This window comes from Stenotrophomonas sp. BIGb0135, from assembly GCF_024810105.1.
GTDB lineage: Bacteria > Pseudomonadota > Gammaproteobacteria > Xanthomonadales > Xanthomonadaceae > Stenotrophomonas > Stenotrophomonas maltophilia_AB.
In genome coordinates this window covers 1-14,673 of record NZ_JANUDX010000017.1, presented here as the reverse complement: position 1 = coordinate 14,673, position 14,673 = coordinate 1, and the positions used below count along the sequence as shown (strand labels likewise).

Sequence of the window (14,673 nt, the reverse complement as noted above, 5' to 3'; positions counted from 1 at the left end):
TGCCCGTTGCTGGCCGGCATGGCCGGTCAGTGGCTACGGTGCGAGGCAATGCCTGAAAACGGCGGGGAAACCCGCCGTTTTTTTGTGTCCATGCGGTGCCGCTGCCGAGCATGGCTCGGCACTATCGGGCCGGTACCGTGCGAGACGCGCGCGATGCCGGTCGGGCATGCGCCGCGCACCGATGGCATGCCCGGCTGCGCCTCGGGACATCAAGCAATTGGGTAGAGCCGGGCCATGCCCGGCTGCGCGTCGGGACACCATGCAAGTGGGTAGAGCCGGGCCATGCCCGGCTACGCGTCGGGACACAATGCAATTGGGTAGCGCCGGGCCATGCACGGCTGCTCTTGGCCGCATCAGGCGATACAGTAGTTGGGTGACGCCATCGGGCGCCTTGCCAATCACGGAGTACGCAATGAAACGACTGATCCTGGCCGCCGCCTGCGCGTTCGCGCTGGCCGCCTGCAGCAACCCCGAGGAAGCGCGCAAGGCGCAGGAAGCCGCCGCCGCGGCCGCCAGGGCGCAGCAGGAAGAAAAGGCCGAGGGCGTGGCCAAGCAGTACGACATGGCCGTGGCGTCGCAGGACTGGGAGCGTGCGCGCATCCACGGCGGCGCCCTGCTGGACCAGTACAAGGACACCGACGCGGCCGCCCGCATCGAACCGGGCTTCGCCGAGGTCCAGGCCAAGGGCGACGCGGCGCGCGACCTGCGCCGCATGCAGGGGCTGTGGCAGTACAACCAGATCCCGGTGGGCAGCAAGGGCAGCCAGGTCTCGGCGCAGATCTACAGCAAGGAACGCGTGGACGTGGATGGCAGCGGCGCCAAGCCGGTGCAGCTGGTGTTCCGCGACCACCCCGAGTGGAAGCGGCATGCCTACCTGGTGCTGCAGGCCGGCGACTTCCGCTGCCCGCAGTGCAAGGTGCAGGTGAGCGTGGATGGCGGCAAGCCGGTCGCGATGGCCGCGTGGCGGCCCAAGACCGACGAAGCCATCGCGATGTTCATCACCGACCAGAAGGCGCTGTGGACGCTGGCGCGCAAGGCCAAGGTGATCAGCATCGAATTCCCGGTCAAGGCCGGTGGCACGCGTACCGCGGTGTTCGAGACCGGTGGCGTGGATACCCACCGCATGCCGACGTGGTGGCAATGACCGGCACCGCGCTGGCGACGCCGGCACCGCCGTTCTCGGCGATGCGTCACTGGGTGTTCGACATGGACGGCACGCTGACCGTCGCGGTGCACGATTTCGAGCAGATCAAGCGCGCGCTGGCGATTCCGTCGGGGGAGGACATCCTCGCCCATCTGGCCGCGCTGCCGGCCGACGAGGCCGACGCCAAACACGCGTGGCTGCTTGCCCATGAGCGCGAGCTCGCCGAGGGCGCACGCGCAGCCCCTGGCGCGGTGGCGCTGGTGCGCGCGCTGCACAGTGCCGGCTGCCGTCTGGGCATCCTCACCCGCAACGCGCGCGAACTGGCGCAGGTGACGCTGCAGGCCATCGGGCTGGCTGACGCGTTCGGCGCCGATGACATCGTCGGCCGCGACGAGGCCACGCCCAAGCCGTCGCCGGCCGGGCTGCAGTACTTCGTGGGGCGCTGGCAGGCGGACCCACAGCAGCTCGTGATGGTCGGCGACCACCGTTTCGACCTGGAATGCGGCCGCGCCGCCGGCACCCGCACGCTGCTCGTCAACGCCCCGGACAACCCGTGGCCGGGCCTGGCGTGCTGGCATCGCGCCGATTGCGGCGCCGTGCTGGCGGAGTGGGCAGGGAAGGGCCCTGCGGCCTGATCGCGGCCCCGGTGGGGCAGGCGCTATGCCGGCTCGGCGACGCCGCCAGGATCGGAATGCCGATCGTCCGCCGTCATCCGTGATCGAGGTGACGGAAGCGGTGATCTGCAACGCCTACCGCCGGGGACGGCGAACGATTCACGGTGCCGCGGCGACGGACCTGCAAGCGGCCGCGCATGGCCCGGCGCTGCGCTGAAACGTCCCCGATCCACCGTCTGGGTGAAGAGCCCCCTTGGTGTCCAAGGGGGCGCGCCAACGGCGCAGGGTTCGGCCGGAGTGCGCGGGCAATGCGGTTACGCCGTCAGGGCGTAACCGAACTGCTGCTTGAACTGCTCGTTGAACTCATCGAAGGTGAACCGCTGGTTCTGCGTGCCCGGGTGCTCGACCTTCAGCGCGCCCATCAGGTTGCCCATGCGGCCGATGGTCAGCCAGTCGTAGCCCTTCTCGATGCCGTAGATCAGCCCGGCGCGGAACGCATCGCCGCAGCCGGTCGGGTCGACCACGCGGCGTTCGTGCGCCGGCGGGATGTCGTAGGTCTTTTCCGGGGTGTGGATGACCGCGCCCTTCGGGCCGCGGGTGGTGATGTAGGCCTTGACCCGGCTCACGATCGCCTTTTCGTCCCAGCCGGTGCGCTCCTGCAGCAGGTTGGACTCGTAGTCGTTGACCACCACGTAGTCGGCCTGCTCGATGAAGGTGCGCAGCTCCGGGCCGTTGAACAGCGGCATGGCCTGGCCCGGGTCGAAGATGAACGGCACGCCCGCGTCGAAGAACTCCTGCGAGTTCTGGATCATGCCCTCGCGCCCGTCCGGGCCGACCAGGCCCAGGGTCACGCCCGGCACGTCCTTCACGTGGTTTTCGTAGGACCGCATCATCGCGCCCGGGTGGAAGGCGGTGATCTGGTTGTTGTCGTGGTCGGTGGTGATGAACGCCTGCGGGGTGAACAGTTCGTCGATCACCTTGACCCGGGTCAGGTCGATGCCCAGGCCCTGGAAGTACTCGCGGTAGGGCCCGAAGTCCGACCCCACCGTGCCCATCGGGATCGGATCGCCACCCAGCAGGTGCAGGTTGTAGGCGATGTTGCCTGCGCAACCCCCGAATTCACGACGCATCCGCGGCACCAGGAAGGACACGTTCAGGATGTGCACCTTGTCCGGCAGGATGTGATTCTTGAACTGGTCCGGGAACACCATGATGGTGTCGAAGGCAAGAGAACCACAGATCAAAGCGGACATCGATTAAGGCCTATGCGGAAAGGAGTTTGAGGCCCGCCGGGCGGGCAACGAAACGGCGCCGTGAGGCGCCCTGCGGCGCAAAGGTTAACGGGTGAGGCGGCTTTGGGCCAGAACCGGGGCCCTCGGGCGAGATGAAAAATCGGCTGAATGGCCGTGAAGGCTTGCTTTGCACCAGATTTGTCCTTGCTCGCACACAGGGGGATTGCTAGGCTTGTCGCCCTCGAATTCTGCCCATTTTTTCGCCATCCCGCGTTGGGCGCGACACCCCCAGGATCAACTCCCAGATGTTCAAGAAACTGCGCGGCATGTTCTCCAATGACCTGTCCATCGACCTGGGCACGGCCAACACCCTCATCTATGTGCGCGGGCAGGGAATCGTGCTGAACGAGCCGTCCGTGGTGGCCGTGCGCCAGGATCGCGCCATCGGTGGTACCCGTTCCGTGGCTGCCGTCGGCGCCGAAGCCAAGCAGATGCTGGGCCGTACCCCGGGCCATATCACCACCATCCGCCCGATGAAGGACGGCGTCATCGCCGATTTCACCTACACCGAGGCGATGCTCAAGCACTTCATCAAGAAGGTGCACAAGTCGCGCTTCCTGCGCCCGAGCCCGCGCGTGCTGGTCTGCGTGCCGGCCGGCTCGACCCAGGTCGAGCGCCGCGCCATCAAGGAATCGGCCGAAGAGGCCGGTGCGCGTGACGTGTTCCTGATCGAAGAACCCATGGCCGCCGCGATCGGCGCCGGCATGCCGGTGACCGAGGCGCGTGGCTCGATGGTCATCGACATCGGCGGCGGCACCACCGAAGTGGCGGTGATCTCGCTGAACGGCATCGTCTACTCGGCCTCGGTGCGCATCGGCGGCGACCGCTTCGACGAGTCGATCACCAACTACGTGCGCCGCAACCACGGCATGCTGATCGGTGAAGCCACCGCCGAGCGCATCAAGGTGGAACTGGGCTGCGCCTACCCGCAGGCGGAAGTGATCGAGATGGAAATCTCCGGCCGCAACCTCGCCGAGGGCGTGCCGAAGATGATCAAGATCAACTCCAACGAGGTGCTGGAAGCCCTGCACGAGCCGCTCTCGGGCATCGTCAGCGCGGTCAAGCTGGCGCTGGAACAGACCCCGCCGGAACTGTGCGCCGACGTCGCCGAGCGCGGCATCGTGCTTACCGGCGGTGGCGCCCTGCTGCGCGACCTGGACCGCCTGATCTCCGAAGAGACCGGACTGCACGTGCAGGTGGCCGACGACCCGCTGACCTGCGTGGCCCGCGGTGGCGGTCGTGCGCTGGAGCTGGTGGACATGCACGGCAACGAGTTCTTTGCGCCGGAGTAAGCGGCACCCGTCTTGCTCCATGGACACGCCCCTGCGGCGTGATGCCCGCTGCGTGCCTGGCACGCCGGGCATCGCAGCGCCGGGGCGTTGTCGCATCCCCCTCCTGTTTGCCTCCAGTCGAAGCCAGTCGTGCCGCCCTACGCCGGTCCTCCCGTAGCCTCCCGCCAGGGCGATGCCGCCAGTCCGCTGCGGCTGCTCGCCTACCTGGCCCTGGCCATCACCCTGATCGTGCTCGACGACCAGGCCGGCTGGCTGTCGCGCCTGCGCGCCCAGGCCAACGTGCTGGTGCAGCCGGTGTGGGCGCTGGCCGGCTTGCCCGGCAAGCTCGGCACCCAGGTCAAGGACAACGCGGCCAGCCACGGCCAGCTGGTCGATGAAAACCGCGAGCTGCGCAACCAGCTGCTGATCGCCAATGCCCGCCTGACCCGCCTGCAGACCGCGGCGCTGGACAACGCGCAGCTGCGCGAACTGCTCAACGTGGCCGAGCGCAGCGGCCTGGACGTCCAGCTGGCGCCGATCCTGGACATCGACCTGGACCCGGTCCGGCAGCGCCTGGTGCTGGCCGCCGGCAGCCGCGATGGCGTGCACATCGGCCAGGCGGTGATCGACTCGGGCGGGCTGATGGGGCAGGTGATCGCCACCACCGGCAGCAACGCCACCGTACTGCTGCTCACCGACCCCGACCACGCAGTGCCGGTCACGGTGGCACGCAACGGCGTGCGGCTGATCGTCTATGGCCGTGGCGACACCCTGGAGCTGCGCGACATCCCGCTCAGCGCCGGCGTGGAAGTGGGCGATGAGATCGTCACCTCCGGCCTGGGCGGGCGGTTCCCGGCCGGCTTCCCGGTCGGCAAGATCACCGCGCTGCGCCCCGACGACAGCCACGCCTTCCTGGTCGGCGAACTGAAACCGGCCGCGCAGCTGGACCGTGGCCGCGACGTGCTCCTGCTGCGCCCCGGCGCGGCGATCCGGATTCCGCCCAACCTGCGTCTGCAGGATGAGGCCGGTGGGCCGGCAGCGCCGTTGCCTGCGGCGCACGAACCGCCTCAGCCCGATCCGTCTGCGGCGAATCCGGCTGCCGGCGGGGCATCCCCCGCCAACCCGACGCCTTCTGCGCGCCCGCTGGAGCCGACCGCACCTGCGGCGCAACAGGCCCGCGCATCCTCCGTAGACCCCGCGTCGTCGGCGCGCCCCCTTCAACAACACGGGGGCTCTGCCGCAGCCACCTCTCCGGTCGTGCCGAGCCACGCTCGGCCGGCCGAATCCGTGGAGAATCGCGAATGAGCCGCCTGCGCGACAAACCGTGGGTGCTGCCGGTCAGCGTGGTGCTGGCGCTGCTGCTGGGGTTGCTGCCGCTGCCGGCGCTGCTGCAGCCGCTGCGCCCGTACTGGCTGGCGCTGGTGCTGGCCTATTGGGTGATCGAAGCGCCGGACCGGGTCGGGCTGGGCATCGCCTTCGCCAGCGGCGTGGTGGCCGACCTGTTGTATGGCGGGGTGCTCGGCGAACAGGCGCTGCGCCTGGTCATGCTGACCTTCATCCTGCAGCGCTTCCGCGCGCGCATCCGTTTCTTCCCGATGTCCCAGCAGATGCTGGCCATCGGCGGGTTGCTGTTCAACGACCGCATCGTCAGTGCGGTGGTGCATATCGTGGTCGGCGAGCCGACCCTGCCGTGGTCGTACTGGTGGGCGCCGCTGCTGGGCATGGCCCTGTGGCCGCTGTTGTTCGTGCTGCTCGACGCCGTCCGCTTCGGGCGTCGCGGGCGCTGACATGTACATGCGCCGCCAGGCCAAGAACCCCCACGCCGAAGCCGAGCAGTTCCGGCGCCGTGCCGCGCTGGGCTTCCTGGGCGTGCTGGTCTGTCTGCTTGGCCTGGGCGGCTGGTACTTCAAGCTGCAGGTGCTCGACCACGACATCTACGCCACCCGCTCCGAAGCCAACCGCATCAAGCCGCGGCCGGTGGTGCCCGGGCGCGGGATGATCTACGACCGCAACGGGCGGCTGCTGGCCGAGAACGTGCCTGCGTTCCGGTTGGACATCACCCCCGACAAGGTCAAGGACATGGACGCCACCCTGGCCGGGCTGGCCAGGATCCTCGACCTCAGCCCGGAGGACATCGAGACCTTCAACAAGTCGCGCAAGGCCCGCCGCAAGTTCCTGCCGGTCACGCTCAAGCTGCGCGTCAGCGATGAGGAAATGGCCCGCTTCGCGGTCGACCGCTGGCGCTATCCGGGCGTGGAACTGGAGCCGTACCTGACCCGTCGCTATCCCTACGGCGACCTGTTCGCGCACATCATCGGCTACGTCGGCCGGGTGGATGACAAGGACCTGGAGATCCTCGGCGAGGGCAACGCGGCGCTGACCCATATCGGCAAGTCCGGGCTGGAGCGCTTCTACGAGCAGCAGCTGCGCGGCAAAGTGGGCTACGAGCAGGTCGAGACCAACGTACAGGGCCGCGCGATCCGCACCATCGGCCGGGTCGCGGCGCAGTCCGGCAGCGACCTGCGGCTGTCCATCGACGCCGATCTGCAGCGGGCGATGGTGGCCGCGTTCGGCGAGTTCGAGGGTGCGGCGGTGGCGATGGACCCCCGCACCGGCGAGATCCTGGCCATGGTCAGCCTGCCGTCCTACGACCCGAACCTGTTCGTGAACGGCATCTCGCACGCCGATTTCCAGGCGCTCAACAGCAACCCCTCGCGCCCGCAGTTCAACCGGCTGGTGCTGGGCGGGGTAGCGCCGGGCTCGACCATCAAGCCGTTGATCGGCCTGGCCGGCCTGGACAGCGGCACCCGCAAGCCGGAAGACAAGATCCTCTCCACCGGCATGTTCTACCTGCCGGGCACCTCGCGCGGCTGGGGCGATGCCAACCGTGGCGGCCACGGCTGGACCGACCTGCGCAAGTCGATCACCCAGTCGGTGAACACGTACTACTACAAGCTGGCCCTGGACATGGGCATCGACCGCTTCGACCACTACATGGGCTATTACGGCTTCGGCGAGCCGACCGGGATCGACCTGACCGGCGAGATCGGCGGCATCCTGCCCTCGCCGCAGCACAAGTACAAGACCCGCAAGGAGCGCTGGTACCCGGGCGACACGGTCAACGTGAGCATCGGCCAGGGCGACTGGAAGGTCACCCCGTTGCAGCTGGTGCATGGCGTCTCGGGGATCGGCAACGGCCAGCTGCGCACACCGCACCTGGTGATGCAGCAGCGCGCCGGTTTCGATGCCGACTGGACCGCGATGCCGGTCGGCGACAGCAAGCCGGTCAGCCCCAGCGCCAGCAACCTGCAGGCCGTGCGCGAGGGCATGATGGGCACGATGCGGCCGGGCGGCAGTGGCGCGCGCGCCGCCGCCGGCGCGCCGTACACCATTGCCGGCAAGACCGGTACGGCGCAGGTGATCAGCCGCCGCGGTACCGCCGCGGTGAACCCGAAGAGCCTGCCCATGCACCTGCGCCACCGTTCGCTGTTCGTCGGCTTCGCCCCGGCCGAGAACCCGGTGATCGCGGTGGCGATCGCGGTGGAGGGCGGTGGCTACGGCGGTTCGGCCGCCGCACCGATCGCGCGCAAGCTGTTCGATGCGTGGCTGCTGGGCAAGATGCCGGAAGGGCTGGAGCCGCTGGACAGCGAGCGCGGCACCACCGCGATCGGGATCACCGCCTTCGACGGCAGCGACAGCAACGCGCGCGCCGCCGGCGACGCGGCCGCCGCCGCGCTGGAGACGCTGCCGGTCGTGGTCGGCGTGCCGCCTGCACCGGCCCCGGCACCGGCACCGCTGCCGGGCGCGCCGTTGCCTGCCGCCGCCCCGGCGCCGACCGCGCCCGGCGCGCCGGAGCGTGCCCGATGAACGTGTTCCTGCGCTGGGCGACCGACATGGTCGTGCGCTTCAGCCGCTCGCTGGACTGGGTGCTGTGCCTGGCCCTGGGCGCGTTGATGCTGATCGGGCTGGCGGTGCTCAAGAGCGCCGGCGGCGATGGCCTGGTGTTCGCGCAGGGCGCGCGCTTCGTGGTCGGGCTGGGCGCGATGTGGGCGATCTCGCGCGCGTCGATCCTGCGCATCCGCTCGGCGACCCCGCTGATCTATGCGATCTCGATGATCCCGCTGCTGGCGGTGTTCGTGCTGGGCACCGGCAAGTACGGACGGCAGTGGCTGGACCTGAAGCTGTTCTACCTGCAGCCGGCCGAGCTGCTCAAGGTGAGCCTGCCGATGATGGTGGCCTGGTACCTGCACCGCATGCCGCTGCCGCCGCGCTTCTCCACGGTGATGGTCAGCGCGGTGATCATCGGCGTGCCGACCGGGCTGGTGATGCTGCAGCCGGACTTCGGCACCGGTGTGCTGATCGCGGCCAGCGGCGCGTTCGTGCTGTTGCTGGCCGGCCTGCCGTGGTGGTGGGTGGGCGTGGCGGTCGGCGGCGTGGCGGCGGCGGCGCCGGTGGCGTGGTTCTGGCTGCTGCGGCCCTACCAGAAGGACCGCATCATGATGTTCCTGGATCCGGAGATGGATGCGCTGGGCGCCGGCTGGAACATCATCCAGTCCAAGATCGCGATCGGCTCGGGCGGGTTCGATGGCAAGGGCTGGGGCCAGGGTTCGCAGTCGCACCTGAACTTCATTCCCGAGCAGACCACCGACTTTGCGTTCTCGGTGCTCAGCGAGGAGTTCGGCTGGATCGGCGTGGCGACCGTGCTGGCCTTGTACCTCGTGGTGATCGGGCGCTGCCTGTGGATCGCCTCGCAGTCGCGCGATTCGTATTCGCGGCTGCTGGCCGGCGCCACCGGCCTGGCGTTCTTTGTATACGTGCTGGTCAACGGCGGCATGATTTCCGGCCTGCTGCCGGTGGTGGGCGTGCCGATGCCGCTGATCAGCTACGGCGGCACCTCGGCGGTATCGTTGCTGGCCGGGTTCGGCCTGGTGATGGCCGCACGCAAGCACCAGCCGGTGCACGGCGGCTACGGCTGAAGTCCCGTAGCGCCACGCCATGCGTGGCTGGGCGTCGGTTTGGCATCGCGTGGGCTTCGATCCGGCACCGCGCGCTTTGATCGGGCATCGCGTGCAGCCACCCATGGGGTGGCTCTACAAGATCGGCAACCCGTAGAGCCACGCCATGCGTGGCTGCTCTTCGATCCGGCACCGCGGGCTTCGATCTGGCGCCGCGCGCTTGGATCAGGCATCGCGTCCAGCCACCCATGGGGTGGCTCTACGAGATCGGCAACCCGTAGAGCCACGCCATGCGTGGCTGCTCTTCGATCCGGCACCGCGGGCTTCGACCGAGCACCGCGTGCAGCCACCCATGGGGTGGCTCTACGAGATCGGCAACCCGTAGAGCCACGCCATGCGTGGCTGCTCTTCGATCCGGCACCGCGATCCGGCACCGCGCGCTTCGATCCGGCACCGCGTCCAGCCACCCATGGGGTGGCTCTACGAGATCGGCAACCCGTAGAGCCGCGCCATGCGTGGCTGCTCTTCGATCCGGCACCGCGATCCGGCACCGCGGGCTTTGATCTGGCACCGCGTCCAGCCACCCATGGGGTGGCTCTACGAGATGGTGGGCATCCCTCGCCGCCACCCATGGGGTGGCTCTGCGGGGCGACCGATCCGCGCATGAACAGGCTAATCGCGTCAGCTTTTGGCGGGTTTGGTGCAGGTGTCGTCAACAAAGTGACGGTAAAGTGGGATGCGGCGCACAAATATGACGTGAGTTGATCCGGATCAATGGACTTGTCGTAAACGGCCGGCACAATGGCGGCCCGCCAGCAGAGGTGTGTCGAGCCAAGCGACGCACATGGGGAGCTTGGCGGGGAGCAGTTGACCTGACGGGTATCAGGGGCGAGGCGCGCGCTGGGGAGTTGCGCGCCGCGCCGGTACCGACCTGGTCGGTTTTGGCCGGTTGCGTCCATGGGGATGGGGACGCAACCGGCGGAACCTCTTTCGCCCTCGGCGTCAGCGATCCAGGCAATACACCGGGCCCTGCGCCCCGCATCTGTCGCTGCGCTTCCCGCACGTTCTCCACCCTTGGCACTATCAGCGTCCATCTACCTGGCCGTCGCTTCGACGCTGGCCATGGGCACCGGTGCGTTCGGGCACGCCTACGCCATCCTCTACTGAATAGGGAATGTGACTGCGATCAATCTAGACGCGGTGTTAACGATTGTCCCTTTTCGCGGGCAATTCGTTGTGATTCATGGTGTTAGGGGTTTTAATTCATGCTTGACCTGCTAACCTGCCGCGATGATTCGACGCACTCTGGCCTGCATGCTCACGCTCGGTTTGGTCGCTTGCGCGACCCAGCCGCCCTCTCCATCCCCGACGCCGCAGGCCTCGGGTGCGCCCAACAAGCCGGTCAATGCGAGCAAGGGGCCGGCCGAGGCCGCGCCGGAAGCCGCCGCGGCCAACGCCACGCCGGTGGACCTGACCCCGGTGCCGTTCGCGGTGGCCCGCGCCAATTTCGTGCGCGACACCGCCCAACGCTACGGCATCCCCGCCACGCAGATCGAGGCCACGCTGGCCCAGGCGCAGGTGCGCGATCCGATCATCGCGGCGATGTCGCGGCCGGCCGAGCGGGTCAAGCCGTGGAACGAATACCGGCCGATGTTCATCAGCCAGGCGCGGATCGATGGCGGCCGCAAGTTCCTCGCCGAGCACCGCGCCGAACTCGCCCGCGTGCAGCAGCGCACCGGCGTGCCGGCCGAGGTGATCGTGGCGATCATCGGCGTGGAAACCAGCTACGGCCGCAACGCCGGCAGCTACCGCGTGCTGGATGCGTTGTACACGCTGGCCTTCAACTACCCGCGCAGCGGCGACCCGGCCAAGCTCGAACGCGAAGTGCGCCGCGAGCTTTACTTCCGCGATGAACTGGCGCGCCTGTTCGCCCTGACCCGCGACGAGAAGCTGGACATCCTCGCGATCAAGGGCAGTTACGCCGGCGCGATGGGCATGGGCCAGTTCATGCCGTCCAGCTACCTGGATTTCGCGGTGGACGGCAACGGCGACGGCCGTCGCGACCTGTTCAACAGCTATGACGACGTGTTCTCCTCGATCGCCAATTACTTCGTCAAGAAGGGCGGTTGGGTGCGCGGCGGTCCGGTCGCCGTGCCGGCCACGCTGGCCGCCGGGCGCGAGGCGTTCGATCCCACCGAATGGGCGCCGACCTGGACCCTGTCCGATCTGGCCCAGCGCGGCTACCAGCCCAGCGTGGCGGTGCCCGCGGGCCTGACCGCCACCCCGATCACGCTCGAAGGCAGCACCGGCAAGCAGTACTGGCTGGGCTTCCAGAATTACTACGCGATCACCCGTTACAACCTTTCCAAGATGTACGCGATGGCCGTGTACCAGTTGTCCGAGGCCATCGCCGGTCAGGAGCTGCCGCCGGCATGAACGCACGCGCACGTTGCAGATGGCTGGTCCCCGGTCTGTTGATCCTGGCGCTCGCCGCCTGCAGCAGCGCGCCGAAGAAACCGGCCAGCGCCGGCAGCGCCAAGCCCGGCAGCGGCACGGTGGTGCAGGGCAAGGGCGGGCGCCCGTCGCATTGCCCGGAAGGGTCGCCGTACAAGGCCGCCACCGAAGACCCCAGCACCCGCGGCGACTACCGTGCCGGTGGGCTGTACAAGCCGGGGGTCAACGACAGCACCCCCACCTATATCCCCAACGTGGCCTGCATCCCCGAGCCGGAGGTGGTGGATCTGCCGCGGTCGCCGGTGGGCAACAAGTCGCCGTACGTGGTACTGGGCAAGCAATACCAGGTGCTGGACAAGACCAGCGGTTATGCCGAGAAGGGCACCGCCTCGTATTACGGGGCCAAGTTCCATGGTCGCCTGACCTCCAACCGCGAGGTGTACGACATGTACGCCTTCACCGCGGCCCACAAGACCCTGCCGCTGCCGAGCTTTGCGCGGGTCACCAACCTGGACAACGGCGAGTCGGTGATCGTGCGCGTCAACGACCGTGGCCCGTTCCACGATGGCCGGGTGGTCGACCTCAGTTATGCCGCCGCGGTCCGCCTGGGCATCACCCAGCGCGGCACCGGCAATGTCGAAGTGCGCGCGCTGACCCCGGGCGAAGACAACCTGCTGGCCGACAAGCCCTCGCGTCGTGAGCGTCGTGCCGCCGCAAGCGTGGCGGCCGCCGCGCCGACGCGCTCGCCCAGCGACATGGACAAGCTGGTCGGCCGGCTGCCGGCCACCACGGCCCCGGCCTACACGGGCGCCACGGTGGCCAGTGGCCGCCCGGCCGCGACCCAGGCCGCACAGATCGACGATGCGCCGGTGACCGTCAGTGCGCTGCCGGCCGCGCCGCTGGTGGCTGCCGTCGTGCCGCCGCGCCCGGTAGCCCGCCCGACACCCGTGCCGGCAACCGCACCGGCAAGCCTGTCCCAGCAGGTGGGCAGCGTGTTCCTGCAGGTGGCCAGCTTCGCCAGCCGCGACAACGCCACCCGTGCGCTCGGCCAGCTGTCGTCGGCCGGCATCGTCGGGGCCAGCATCAGCGACATCGTCAGCGGCGGCCGCACGCTGTGGCGCCTGCGCGTGCCGGCGGCCGACCACGCCAGTGCCTCGGAACTTGCCGGCCGCATCGCCGGTCTGGGCTTTGGCTCGCCGCAGATCGTGAAAGACTGACCGCCGTCGCATGGGCCTACAATGCCCATACCCAACCTCTCCACCCTTGGCGCCCTCCCTGGAGCTTGCTGTCCGATGAAATTCCGCTTTGCCGCTGCTGCCATGGCCACGACCCTGTTCGTAGGCATGGTCTCCGCCCAGACCCCGCAGCCGGCCCCGCAGCCGGTGCCCGCGCCTGCCGCCGCCCCGGCCACCGTCGCCACCCCGCCAGCGCCCAAGCCCAGCGTTTCCAAGGCGTGGGTCCTCATGGACTACGCCACCGGCCAGGTCCTGGCAGGCGAAAACGAGCATGAACAGCTGGCCCCGGCCAGCATCACCAAGGTGATGACCTCCTATGTGGTCGCCGCCGAGGTCAAGAACGGCAAGGTCCGTCCCGACGACCAGGTGATGATGAGCGAGCGCGCCTGGCGCGAAGGTGGCGCCGGTACCGATGGCAGCTACAGCGGCTTCCCGGTCAACCAGACCGCGCGCCTGGAAGACATGGAAAAGGGCATGGCGATCCAGTCCGGCAACGATGCCGCGATCGCCCTGGCCGAGCACGTGGCCGGCAGCGAAGAAGCCTTCGCCTCGCTGATGAACAGCTATGCCGCCAAGATCGGCATGAAGAACTCGCACTTCGTCAACGCGCACGGCCTGACCGCGCCGGGCCATCACAGCACCGCCTACGACCTGGCGCTGCTGGGGCGGGCGATGGTGCGCGACTACCCGGAAACCTACGCCTACAACAAGGTGAAGGAATTCACGGTGGGCAGCATCAAGCAGCCCAACCGCAACCTGCTGTTGTGGCGCGATGGCAGCGTGGACGGCATCAAGACCGGCCACACGTCCGAAGCCGGGTACTGCCTGATGAGTTCGGCGCAGCGCGGCGACCAGCGCCTGATCGCGGTGGTGCTGGGCGGCAGCTCGGAGAAGCAGCGCGCCGATGACAGCCTGGCGCTGCTCAACTGGGGCTTCCGCTTCTTCGAAACCCACCGCATGTATGAGCCGGGCAAGGCCGTGGCCGAGCACAAGGTGTGGAAGGGCAAGGCCGACACGGTGCAGCTGGGCGTGGCCCAGCCGCTGCTGGTGAGCGTGCCGCGCGGCCGCTACAACGACCTGAAGCCGACCATCGACGTGCCCAAGACGCTGGAGGCGCCGTTCACCGCGGGCCAGCAGATCGGCACGCTGAAGGTGACCCTGGACGGAAAGACCGTCGCCGAGGCGCCGCTGGTGGCGGTGGCCGCGGTGGAAGAGGCCGGCTTCTTCAAGCGTCTGTGGGACAGCTTCTGGATGTGGTGGGAATCGGAGTGATCCGGCGCCACTGAATCAAAAAAAGACCGGCGAAAGCCGGTCTTTTTTTGGGTTCTTTTCCCCGATGGAGGGGCGTTTTTTTTCAGGGGCTGTTGCAGAGGGCGTACGGCTGTACGCGTGTGATCGGATGGTCCGGGCGGCTTGGGGATCGGGGCACTTTTTCAGTGGGGCTTGTCGCCAGCGTCAGGGCCCCCGCGCGGCCGGTAGACCCCGGGTAGTGTCCCCCGGCCTGGCGACCTCCTCCCTTATTTTGCCCGGGAGCCTACCGGCCCGCGACGCGGCTCGGCTTGCGGTAAGCAGGTGGAAGCGAGGCTTCTGGCTGTCGGGGGGGGGGGGGGGGGGGGGGGGGGGGGGGGGGGGGGGGGGGGGGGGGGGCGGGGGGGGGGGGGGGGGGGGGGGCGCGGGCGGGGGGGGGCGGGGGGCGCGGGGGGGGCGG

General features: G+C 68.9%; 11 protein-coding genes. 10 read left to right on the top strand and 1 reads right to left on the bottom strand.

The features are described from left to right. Window positions 1–412 precede the first annotated feature (412 nt). Both M2421_RS20645 and M2421_RS20640 read left to right on the top strand, forming a co-directional pair. Window positions 413–1,144: a hypothetical protein gene (locus tag M2421_RS20645; RefSeq protein ID WP_259210256.1), complete on the top strand. Its 732-nt coding sequence runs from the start codon at window positions 413–415 to the stop codon at window positions 1,142–1,144. Further along, a complete protein-coding gene (locus M2421_RS20640; RefSeq protein ID WP_259210277.1) occupies window positions 1,141–1,779 on the top strand; it encodes an HAD family hydrolase in 639 nt (212 codons plus the stop codon). Before M2421_RS20645 ends, M2421_RS20640 begins: the two co-directional genes overlap by 4 nt. A gap of 293 nt (window positions 1,780–2,072) precedes the next feature. Here the strand turns inward: M2421_RS20640 and M2421_RS20635 are convergent, their stop codons facing one another. After that, window positions 2,073–3,011, bottom strand: a complete 939-nt coding sequence (locus M2421_RS20635; protein ID WP_259210255.1) for a carbohydrate kinase family protein — start codon at window positions 3,009–3,011, stop codon at window positions 2,073–2,075. A gap of 284 nt (window positions 3,012–3,295) precedes the next feature. Between M2421_RS20635 and M2421_RS20630 the strand changes: the two genes are divergently transcribed. The 8 genes from M2421_RS20630 (at window position 3,296) to M2421_RS20595 (ending at window position 14,237) form a co-directional block, all read left to right on the top strand. Continuing rightward, window positions 3,296–4,342, top strand: a complete 1,047-nt coding sequence (locus tag M2421_RS20630) for a rod shape-determining protein (RefSeq protein WP_038686189.1) — start codon at window positions 3,296–3,298, stop codon at window positions 4,340–4,342. A gap of 129 nt (window positions 4,343–4,471) precedes the next feature. After that, window positions 4,472–5,626: a rod shape-determining protein MreC gene (mreC, locus tag M2421_RS20625; protein WP_259210254.1), complete on the top strand. Its 1,155-nt coding sequence runs from the start codon at window positions 4,472–4,474 to the stop codon at window positions 5,624–5,626. After that, window positions 5,623–6,108, top strand: coding sequence for a rod shape-determining protein MreD (gene mreD, locus M2421_RS20620; RefSeq protein WP_259210253.1), 486 nt, complete (start codon window positions 5,623–5,625; stop codon window positions 6,106–6,108). The genes mreC and mreD overlap by 4 nt, the downstream gene beginning before the upstream one ends. Before the next feature lies 1 nt (window position 6,109). Further along, window positions 6,110–8,188 (top strand): penicillin-binding protein 2, encoded by a 2,079-nt coding sequence (mrdA, locus tag M2421_RS20615; protein ID WP_259210252.1) that lies wholly within the window; start codon window positions 6,110–6,112, stop codon window positions 8,186–8,188. Then, complete coding sequence (gene rodA / locus M2421_RS20610; protein ID WP_259210249.1) at window positions 8,185–9,297, top strand: rod shape-determining protein RodA; 1,113 nt, start codon at window positions 8,185–8,187, stop codon at window positions 9,295–9,297. Before mrdA ends, rodA begins: the two co-directional genes overlap by 4 nt. Window positions 9,298–10,566: 1,269 nt before the next feature. After that, window positions 10,567–11,712 carry a lytic murein transglycosylase B gene (gene mltB, locus M2421_RS20605; RefSeq protein ID WP_259210247.1) on the top strand — a complete coding sequence of 382 codons (1,146 nt, stop codon included), beginning with the start codon at window positions 10,567–10,569 and terminating at the stop codon, window positions 11,710–11,712. After that, a complete protein-coding gene (locus M2421_RS20600; RefSeq protein WP_259210245.1) occupies window positions 11,709–12,947 on the top strand; it encodes a septal ring lytic transglycosylase RlpA family protein in 1,239 nt (412 codons plus the stop codon). Before mltB ends, M2421_RS20600 begins: the two co-directional genes overlap by 4 nt. A gap of 75 nt (window positions 12,948–13,022) precedes the next feature. Further along, complete coding sequence (locus M2421_RS20595; protein WP_259210243.1) at window positions 13,023–14,237, top strand: D-alanyl-D-alanine carboxypeptidase family protein; 1,215 nt, start codon at window positions 13,023–13,025, stop codon at window positions 14,235–14,237. Window positions 14,238–14,673: the final 436 nt, after the last annotated feature.